Source organism: Streptomyces sp. NPDC033178 (assembly GCF_055577685.1).
In genome coordinates this window covers 1-9,717 of sequence record NZ_JBVIPT010000049.1, presented here as the reverse complement: position 1 = coordinate 9,717, position 9,717 = coordinate 1, and the positions used below count along the sequence as shown (strand labels likewise).

5 protein-coding genes and 5 pseudogenes are annotated in these 9,717 nt (G+C 65.2%); 5 read left to right on the top strand and 5 right to left on the bottom strand.

Annotated features, from left to right (window positions below):
* Positions 1–143: 143 nt before the first annotated feature.
* The 4 genes and pseudogenes from ACZ5VQ_RS49180 (at position 144) to ACZ5VQ_RS49165 (ending at position 4,922) form a co-directional block, all read left to right on the top strand.
* Positions 144–986 (top strand): annotated as a pseudogene (locus ACZ5VQ_RS49180) (transposase family protein).
* Positions 987–1,186: 200 nt separating this feature from the next.
* Positions 1,187–2,377, top strand: a complete 1,191-nt coding sequence (locus ACZ5VQ_RS49175) for an IS110 family RNA-guided transposase (protein ID WP_469110740.1) — start codon at positions 1,187–1,189, stop codon at positions 2,375–2,377.
* 154 nt (positions 2,378–2,531) lie between these two features.
* The gene (locus ACZ5VQ_RS49170; protein ID WP_469110739.1) at positions 2,532–3,341 is read left to right on the top strand and encodes a hypothetical protein; all 810 of its coding nucleotides are present in this window, start codon (positions 2,532–2,534) and stop codon (positions 3,339–3,341) included.
* A 179-nt stretch (positions 3,342–3,520) separates the two neighbouring features.
* Positions 3,521–4,922 (top strand): annotated as a pseudogene (locus tag ACZ5VQ_RS49165) (IS701 family transposase).
* A 30-nt stretch (positions 4,923–4,952) separates the two neighbouring features.
* On the opposite strand, the pseudogene ACZ5VQ_RS49160 reads toward ACZ5VQ_RS49165, so the two are convergent.
* The 5 genes and pseudogenes from ACZ5VQ_RS49160 to ACZ5VQ_RS49140 form a co-directional block, all read right to left on the bottom strand.
* Positions 4,953–5,454: pseudogene (locus ACZ5VQ_RS49160) on the bottom strand (transposase family protein); the annotation flags it as partial.
* Positions 5,455–5,768: 314 nt separating this feature from the next.
* Positions 5,769–5,870, bottom strand: a pseudogene (locus ACZ5VQ_RS49155) (IS5/IS1182 family transposase); the annotation flags it as partial.
* Between the two features lie 53 nt (positions 5,871–5,923).
* Positions 5,924–6,040: pseudogene (locus tag ACZ5VQ_RS49150) on the bottom strand (contact-dependent growth inhibition system immunity protein); the annotation flags it as partial.
* Positions 6,041–6,146: 106 nt separating this feature from the next.
* Positions 6,147–6,383: a hypothetical protein gene (locus tag ACZ5VQ_RS49145; RefSeq protein WP_469110738.1), complete on the bottom strand. Its 237-nt coding sequence runs from the start codon at positions 6,381–6,383 to the stop codon at positions 6,147–6,149.
* A 509-nt stretch (positions 6,384–6,892) separates the two neighbouring features.
* Positions 6,893–7,426, bottom strand: a complete 534-nt coding sequence (locus ACZ5VQ_RS49140) for a peptidase inhibitor family I36 protein (RefSeq protein WP_469110737.1) — start codon at positions 7,424–7,426, stop codon at positions 6,893–6,895.
* A gap of 756 nt (positions 7,427–8,182) precedes the next feature.
* Between ACZ5VQ_RS49140 and ACZ5VQ_RS49135 the strand changes: the two genes are divergently transcribed.
* A partial coding sequence (locus ACZ5VQ_RS49135; RefSeq protein ID WP_469110736.1) for an ISAzo13 family transposase occupies positions 8,183–9,717 on the top strand: 1,535 nt, incomplete at its 3' end.

Here is a 9,717-nt window from a genome sequence, read left to right as displayed (position 1 = left end):
GGAGGTCAGCGAGGCGAACCACATCCCCCACGCCAAGGTGATGCCCACCCGTCCTTGATCGTCACCTACCCCCAAATCAGCGACAGAGCCCAAGATCTGTGCCAGAACCCGGTTTCAGTCGCCATAGCCACCTCGTCGTTGGTGTGGTGATCTCACTCAGCACGACGGCGGCCGGAGGCTTCGTTGGTTCCGTATCCTTCCATGCTCGACGTCCCGTACGAGTTGGTCGAGCCTGTGTCCTGGCTCATCTACGCCCGAAGGCGTGAACTTCGCTCACCATGGCGGAAGTTGATCTGCTTCAAGCAGGCCCTGCTTACACTGGCTCACCTGCGGAAGAACGAGACGTTCGCACAGGTTGGCGCCTGGTTCGGGGTGTCGGAGATAACGGCTTAGCGCTACGTCGACGAGACGCTTGAGGTCCTGGCCGCCTGGACACCGGGCCTGCACGAGGCCCTGGTCTGGCTGGGTGAGGGCGACTTCGTCATCGTCGACGGGACACTCATCCCGACCGACCGCATCAAGGCGGATGAGCCGTAGCTACGCACAGAAGCACCGCAAGCACGGCATGAACGTACAGGTCATCGCGGCCCCGGACGGCACACCACTGTGGTTCGCACGCGCGACACCGGGACGTACCCATGACCTCACCGCGGCCCGCGCCCACGACGTCATCCAAGCGTGCCTGACCCGACAGATACTCGTTCTCACCGACCGGGCCTACCAGGGTGCCGGCCGCCACCGTCCGCACCCCCTACTACCACCACCACGAACAGCCCGAGCACTACCAGGAGTTCAACCATGACCACGCCCGGCTGCGGGCTCCCGGCGAATGCGCCTTCGCACAGCTGAAATCCTGGCGACTGTTACGGCGAGCCCGATGTTCCACTCAGCGTATCGGCACAGCCGTCCAAGCCATCCACACACTCTTGACCTGTGACTGTTCAGGACGAAAGAGGCTCCCTACGTTGTTCTGCGGGAGGCGGTGAGCCCTTCGTATGGTTCACCCACCCAGGGGCACCGGGTGTGGTTGAAAAAGCTCTGCCGATTGTGGCTCTCAGTGATTGGCCGCCCGGTGCCCCACGACGACTCGGCTGCCAATTAGGAATTGCGAATGATCGCTCTGTAGGGAATCGACAGCGAGGTCGTCCGTGGGAGGCATCAGCAGCAGACCGCACGGAGGCACCACATGGCCGCGATCTGGGCCGGCATCGACGCAGGCAAGACCCACCACCACTGCGTCGCGATCGACGAGAGCGGCCGCCGGCTGCTGTCGCGACGCGTCGCCAACGACGAACCCGAACTCCTCCAACTCCTCGCCGATGTCATGGCTCTCGGCAACGAGGTGATCTGGGGCATCGACCTGGCCGACGGCGGAGCCGCCCTGGCCATCGCGATCCTTCTCAACCACGACCAGCCGGTGCACTACATCTCCGGCCGGGCCATCCACCGCGCCTCCGAGAGCTACCGCGGCGAGGGCAAAACCGACGCCAAGGACGCCGCCGTCATCGCCGACCAGGTCCGCGTCCGCCGGGATCTGCACCCCTTACGCGCCAGCGACGACACCGTCACCGACCTCAAGATCCTCACGGGCCGGCGCACGGACCTGGTCGCCGACCGCACCCGCACCGTCAACCGCTTGCGAGCCCAGCTCACCGGTATCTTCCCCGGCCTGGAACGGGCCTTGGATCTCACCAACACTGGCCCGCTCACCTTACTGACCGGCTACCAGACCCCAGCGGCCATCCGCCGGATCGGCGCCAAGCGGCTGGAAACCTGGCTGCGCAACCGCCACGTCGTGCGCCCCGACCGCCTTGCCGAGATCGCTGTCCAGGCCGCCGAACGGCAGCACACCAGCCTGCCCGGCGAGAAGCTGGCCGCCCAGCTGGTGCACACGCTGGCGAGGGAGGTGATGGCCCTCAACCGGCAGGTCGCCGAACTCGACAAGGACATCGAGGCCCGGTTTCGCGAGCACGACACCTTCGACGTGATCACCAGCATGCCCGGCCTGGGCGTCATCCTCGGCGCCGAGTTCCTCGCCGCGACCGGCGGCGACATGACGACCTTCGGCACCGCCGACCGCCTGGCGGGCTTCGGCGGCATCGCCCCGGTGCCCCGCGACTCGGGGAAGATCAGCGGCAATCTGCGGCGCCCGCAACGCTACAACCGCCGCCTCCAACGCGTCTTCTACGCCTCGGCGTTGTTCAGCATCCGACACTGCGAGGAATCGCGCCGGTTCTACGACCGCAAACGCGCCGAGGGCAAGCGTCACACCCAGGCCGTCCTCGCCCTTGCCCGCCGCCGTGTCAACGTCCTCTGGGCCCTCCTCCGCGACGGACGGTGCTACGAGCCCGCTCCGCCCAAGGCCCTCGCGGCTTGACAGACCGCATTAGGAATCACTGACTTGTGACCGTGCAGGATGAAAGTGGCTCAACTATCTCATATACAGCATGAAGACGGGCGCAGTGAACTGGATCCGTCCTGTTTGCGTAGTACTCCTAGTAGCTCGCCTCCATCTCAAGAGGGTCGTTAAGATGCCAAGTCGTGCAGAAGTGACCGCCCACGCACTCCAAGTGATGACACAATGGCTAAAGGAATGCGAATCGCAACCAATTTCTGCACCTAAATATCTCCGTAAGATAAATGCACAAAATGAGGACTTCATCAAGAATCAGAGGGCCGGGAATACCGAGGCCTTTCGGAGGCTGACACCCAGGCAGAGAATTCAGTTCGACGTCCTGTGGGAAAACCCAAAACGCCAGGATCATCTGAGTGCGGACTACTTCAATTATACGGTTGAAAGGCGTGAGGCCCAGGCGCGGGCAGCGAATGGTGGGGGTTCGGTGCCTGGTTTCGGTGAGGGGTCTTCGTCCGTATCGATGCCTCAAGCTCCGCAGCAGGTGGCGGACCATTATGGGCAGCTTGCACCCCAGTCCGGACCACATCCCAGCGCACCAATGCCTGCCCCCTCGCTGCCTGCACCCGCCACGGCTCAGCACACTATTGCCGCCGCCGCGCAGACTCACCCAGTCGCCGCACCGGACGCTTCCGCGCTAAGGGCGTGGGCAGCGCAGCGCGAAAATTCTGCAGTTTTCGGGGCTGTGCTGCATGCCCTCCGGAAGCAGATAGCGGAGCATTCATATGTGCATGGCATTCCCAACGATCAGCTAGGCGCCTACACCGAGCTAGCCTCCCGCATGCCGAGCACCTGGGAAGAACCTGAAAATATTGCCCGACTGGGGCGATTGAAGAGCCAGGTCGACAATGTGCCGACCAGCATATTGAACGCCCGTCAGCAGTTCATGTCCACAGGGCAGGGGCAGTCCAGCGGTCTGGGACGCTGAACCTATCCTTCTCCCTGCGGCAGCAGTTGAAGGCCACGACTGCCAGAATTCTGCAGTGAAGCATTGCCGGAAACTCGGCGACCTCAGTTACCGGTAGTCCGTTAAACCCGGCGGTAGCAGGGACTTGACGGCTCCTCGGATTGCTCGCAGAGCGGAAGGAGACCGTTCTCAGAGGAGCGATGCCCGAGCGACGTGCCTGCCCGCCCGCTCCTAGCCCGCTGGAGGAGTACACGGCCCGCTTTGATGACCTGCTGGTCTCGCTCACCCAGCGGCGCGGCCTGCGCGAGTACCTCGCTGCCCTGATGGCGCCGCGCGACTGGAACAAGACGCTGACCTGTCTGGCCGGAGCCGAGCCGGTGACCGGCTCAAAGGACGCGGCCGTACAGCAACTGCAGTTTTTCCGGAGTCCAGTTGGGACGATGTGAAGGTCAACGACCGGCGTCTGCAGCTGATGCGCGCCGCCCCGGCCACCGCCCCACACGATCAGGGGGTGCTGGTCATCGACGATTCCGGCGGCCGCAAGGACGGCATCGCCATCGCGCACGTCGGCCGGCAGTGGCTGGGCCGGCTGGGCAAGACCGACAACGGGATCGTCACGGTCACCGCGGTGTAGACCGACGGGCGGATCTACTACCCGCTGCACGCGCAGCCCTACGCCCCGGCCCACCACTTCGCCCGCGGCCGGGCCGACCTAAACTTCCGTACCAAACCGCAGATCTCGGCCGCTCTCGCGGCCCAAGGCAAGCAGGCGGGCTTTGCGTGCCGGGCCGTGGTGGCCGACTGCGCCTACTCGGTCAGTGACGACTGGTACTTGGCACTGCGCGAGGCCGCCCTTCCCTACGTGGTGGCACTGCGGCCGCACCGCGGAAGGTGGGCACCTGCCGACGAGCCGCGCACTCCGATCGACGCCGTCCGCGCCCTGACCGGCACCGATCCCGAGAATACGGGCGGCTGGAGGCCCATCGAGCGCCGCTTCCGAGACGGGCACACTGAGACGTGGTGGGCCGCCGATGCGACGCTGGTCAACTACGGCCCGAACAGCAGCTGCCGCCTGGTCGTGGCCACCAGCGACCCGGGCACCCTGCCGGAGAAGGCCACCTGGTATCTGACCACCAGCCTGCCCCACCCCGACGCCCCGCACGCCGCCAGCACGCATTCGCCCGCCGACCTCGCTGAGATCGCCCGGATCTACAGGCTGCGGCCATGGATCGAGCAGAGCTGCAAACAGATCAAGGACGAGCTCGGCTGGGCCGACTTCCAGGTCCGCTCCGCGAAGGCCATCCACCGTCACCAGACCCTGGTCAACTGCGCGTTCTCCTTCTGCTGGGACCCGTGGTTCGCGCCGCCCGGACCGCTGGACACCACCGCACCAGAGCCCTGCCCCGACGAAAGGGCAGAGGGGGGACCCGGCATGCACCACCAGCCCCAACCGCCCTGCTGGCTCAGGGCCTTACGCGCCGTCCGCTCCTGGCTCACCCCGGCGATCGACCTGGCCCGCTGGTGGCGGGCATGGACCGACCAAGACCTGCCGCCCGAACTCCAAGCCCTCCTCGACGCCGTCACCGCCGGAAGACCCCTTGATCTCAACCATCGGGTGCAACGGACTACCGGTAGGTCGTAGGTGCGACCGGGTCGCGCGGGAGAACCACAGGGGTGTGCCGTCGGGGCGGGCGATGACCTGCACATTCATGCCGTGTTTCTTGTGTTTCTGCGAGTAGTACGGCTGATCGGCGCGGATGCGGTCGGTGGGGATCAGCGTGCCGTCAACGATGACATGGTCGCCTTCAGCGAGGCCGGTGAGGGCTTCGTGGAGGCCTGGGGCCCATGAGGCCAGCACCTCCTGGGCCTCGTCCACGTAGCGAGAGGCGGTGGTCTGGGATAGCGCGAACCCGGCGCCGAGCTGGGCGAGTGCCTCGTTATTGAGGAGGCGGACCAGCATGAGCAGTGCCTGGTCGAAGCAGCCGAGCTTCCGCCATCGGGTGTTGCGTTTGCGGCGGTGCTCGTACAGCAGCCAGGCAACATGCTCGACGAGCTCAGGTAGGCCGTCGAGCGTGGCAGGGTACAGAACCAACAGGGCCTCTTCGGTCGCCGGTGTGCTGAGTGGAATCACCACGCCAACGACGAGGGGCCCTGCCTCGTCACCACACCCACTGACCAGCCCATTTCACCTGTCAGTGCAGGATGAATGATTCCCAATCAGGTTTGTCAAGGTCGGCTCAGCGGACGGTGACGTTGTTATGCCGTTGGGGTGGGCCGGCAGCGAAGGCTCGGCGAGCAGCGGCCGTACCTCGTTGACAGCTCGGGTGATGGCCGAGCTGTCAACGCCGAATCAGCAGACTGGCACGTCGTGAGTGCCTCCGTGCCGAAGACGGACGAGGGTGGCCAGCCCTAATCAACTGGCAGTTCTTCCTCCTTGTGCGTGCGTTAGTGAGGAATGGTCAGGCCGGTGCCGCGGTAGCCGTCGTCGGCGATCACCGTGGAGGTGGTGCCGACGGCGGTCTTCGCGCCGGAGTCCTCCCGAGCCCGGCAGCGGCGTACAGTAGATCGCCCTCGTACATGTCACCCTCGGCCAGAGGGTCGTCCCGCAGTGCCTGCAGCGCAAGCGCCAGAAGATGGGCAAATCCCACGTTCTACCCGATCAGCAGACGTATGTCCTCGACGGCCAGCTCGCCGATCGGCCGATACCGAAGGGTGTGCACCGTCGAGACAAGATGACTCGCCTCAGCCGACGAGGTCGACCAACGGTCAGGCTTTCCGGAGAGTGCCGCGCCCGCGTCCGGCCGATGCTGCCGCCGCCGGGCACCCTCAGCAGCTGGTCTGCTCCCGCAGGAAGCGCTGCTCTTTGCCCCGACGACCCGACTGCCACCGGCGTGTGGTGTACGCGAGGTCCTCGCGGCAGGCGTCGAGGAACACGCCCTGCGCGGTGACCAGGTTCTCCGCCGCAGCGATGACGGCGACGGTGCCGCACAGCCGTACGCCGTGCAGCGCGCCGATCAGGGCCGCGGCGACGTTGCCCGTGGCTTTGATGCCAGCAGCGGTCACGGCCGACGTGGAAAAGGTCACGCCATAGTTACCGGGGCATGGCGACGACTGTGGGGGTGTACCCGAATCACCAAGCGCACCGCCCCAGCAGTGAACGGGCCTATCCGACGGATGCGGCCGGGCCACAGTCGGGGCACTGCAGCCCGCGCCAGGTCGAGGAGAGGAGGAGGTAGTGACACAGATCGAGCAGCACGGGAGTCTCCGTAATCGGGCAGCTTTTCACCCCTGGTGCTCCCAGAAGCCGCGTGGACAGCAACGGCGCCCGGAGCATCTGAGGAGGCGCCCCGGGCGGCGCGTCATCCCCGGACTGTTCCGGCCCCTCCAGGTCGAACAGGAAGCAGGGCTCCGCGGACCACGGCCAGGGCGGCAACAGCGGTTCGATCAGGGCTCACAAGCCGTCGTCCACGATCCACGGCCGAGGACTCACGTAACACGAACGGCCGAATCACCCCACTGGTCACACCCGACCAGGGCACTGCAAAACGATCGTGTACAAGCTCTTGCGTCGCTCATTCGCACTCGGTACCTGTCGCGCTGATCGACGAAGTCAGATCGTCGAAACTCTGCCACCCCATGTCGTACACTCTTGTCTTCTTGGGTATATCTCGCCTGCCTCCGCCGAGGGACGCGGTACTCCACATCACCAGGTCATAATCCGAGTCATTGATTACGGATGAGATGGTCTCATCGAATCCCTCACCGTCGACCTGCAGTTCGCTCAGGTCAGCGACGGTCACCGGCGCCGTTAGAGCCAGGCGCCTACCGTTGAACGAGTTAAAATCGAAGAAACAGATGGAACCTCTCGGGCATTCGCGATTTCGGGGACGAGGGGTCGGCGAACCCTCACCTTGGCCCTCAGGCGAGGGCTGAGCCGCTGCTTCTGTCGAATCGAGTTTCGGAATGCCCAGTTCTCCCGACACGGGAACGTCGGCGTTTTCGATTTGATTACTTGCATTCTGCTCGTTCGCACCGGAGCAGGATGTCAGCACCAGACAGAGAGCCATGGAAACGGCTGTAAGAATAATACTGCGCGCTTGATACATTATTCCTCCATCAAAGGTATCTTTTTCACGTTCATTTGACTTTCACCGAGAGGCCACCCCTGACATCGGAAGCTCCAGTTAGGTCTACGTGCCACCGCCCGATGTAGTTCAACTCCATTCAGTCGGAACCGGGATACTGGAGGGATAAAGCGGGTAGCAGCTCGTAAGACGATCATGGTCATACCCTGTGGGGGCACTTCCGGCAGATGTTGGCCACAGGTTGGCGAGGCGGGGGTGTCGTGGAGTTCGGCTCGGCGTTCCCAGCGGACGACGAGGTGTTGGAGTCGCAGTCCTTGTCGCCCAGGAGCGAGTCAGGGTGGCGGGGCGGCCCAGCTCAGCGAGCAGAATGCGGCGCGGCTGCCAGAGGGCCCTGGCCTGCTGTCTCGCCCCAAGCGCCGCCAGCACATCTGTTGGGAGCCGAACCTCAGCTCCAGAGGCAGGAGTTGTCGGGCTACGTTGGAGGAGCTCGGCCAATCACAAACGCTCATCACCTTTTTAGCCACTGCCACCCATGAGCATGGCTAGCGTCTGCGGCCATAGCAGATTTCTGCCGAGTGTGGTGCAGATCTGTCTTCCCCGTAAGCACCGGTCCGCCATCGACGCCCGAGCGCAGAGTCCCCGTGCAACGGCCATTCACCTCCGGCCTCACCATCCTTCTTATGCACTCAGGATCTCTATAAGCTACTGCGGGGATATGTCTAAGGGCTTGCGGGGAATCAAGGTGTTGCTTCCCGTTCTGAGGCTCGGTGGTGTGGTATGCGCATCTCGGATGAGACTCGTGACCAACTCGCCGTGAAGTTCGCGGTGTTGCTCCCACATCTGGACGAACGGCAGCGACGGCTGTTGATGGCTGCGGAGGCCCGGGGGTTGGGGCACGGTGGTGTCCGAGCCGTGGCACAGGCCGCTGCGGTCAGCGAGACGACCGTCCGCAAGGGCGTGTTCGAACTCGAGGCGGGCGAGGAGCCTTTGGGGCGGGGGCGGCGGCCGGGCGGGGGCCGCAAACGGGTCTCGGATCTGAATCCCGGGCTGCGACCAGCGTTGTTGGCGCTGGTTGAGCCGGATGTGCGAGGGGATCCGATGTCGCCGCTGCGGTGGACGGTCAAGTCCACCCGCACGCTTGCGCAGGAGCTGACCCGTGCCGGGCACCGCGTCAGTGCCGACACTGTCGCCGACCTGCTGCGAGAGGAAGGCTTCAGCCTGCAGGCCAACGCCAAGACCATCGAGGGCAGCCAACACCCAGACCGGGACGCGCAGTTCCGCTATCTCAACGAGCAGGCCCGCGAGCACCGGGACACCGGCCAACCGGTGATCAGCGTGGACACCAAGAAGAAGGAGCTCGTCGGCGAGTTCAAGTACAACGGCCGCCAGTGGCGGCCGACCGGTGAGCCGGTGCCGGTGAACGTGCATGACTTCGCCGACCCGCAGCTGGGCAAGGCAGTCCCCTACGGGATCTACGACCTGGCGGCGAACACCGGCTGGGTCAACGTCGGCACCGATCACGACACCGCCGCATTCGCGGTCGAGTCGATCCGCCGCTGGTGGCACGGCCAGGGCCAGGCCGCCTACCCGCAGGCGGAGCGACTGCTGATCACCGCCGACGCGGGCGGCTCCAACGGATACCGCACCCGGGCCTGGAAACTCGAACTGGCCCGGCTCGCCGCCGAAACGGGGCTGACCATCACCGTGTGTCACCTGCCGCCGGGCACATCGAAGTGGAACAAGATCGAGCACCGGCTCTTCTCGCACATCTCCATGAACTGGCGCGGCCGCCCGCTGACCAGCCACGAAGTCATCGTCCAGTCCATCGCCGCGACCACCACCCGCACCGGACTGCGCGTGAGTGCCGCACTCGACACCAACACCTATCCCACCGGAGTCCGTATCGGTGACGCGGAGATGGCAGCAATGCCGCTGACCCGCCACGCATTCCATGGCGAATGGAATTACGCCCTGCACCCGCAGCCGCACCTTGCCGTCCCGGCGGCCCGGGTTCCGCAGGCGCCGGCGCCGCAGTGGGATCAGGCCCTGCTGTCCGACCCCGTCCTGACCGGGATGTCCCGGCAACAACTTGACGCGCTCACAGGGACTTTGGCCCTCGACGGCGACGCCCGGCGCGGCCGTCCGCCCAGGCTCGCCTTCCCCGAACAGGTCCTGGCCACCGTGCTCCATCTGCGGGTCGCCCTGGCCGCGGAACCTCTCGCCGTACTGTTCGGCAGCAGCCGGACCGCGATGCACCGCACCCTTCTGAAGAACAGGAAGCTGCTCGAGTCACACAGCGTCGTCATCCCACC

Excerpts from the sequence above, each read along its gene's own strand:
- ACZ5VQ_RS49175 (WP_469110740.1), top strand. The coding sequence starts at position 1,187 with ATGGCCGCGATCTGGGCCGGCATCGACGCAGGCAAGACCCACCACCAC.
- ACZ5VQ_RS49170 (WP_469110739.1), top strand. The coding sequence starts at position 2,532 with ATGCCAAGTCGTGCAGAAGTGACCGCCCACGCACTCCAAGTGATGACA.
- ACZ5VQ_RS49140 (WP_469110737.1), bottom strand. The coding sequence starts at position 7,426 with ATGTATCAAGCGCGCAGTATTATTCTTACAGCCGTTTCCATGGCTCTC.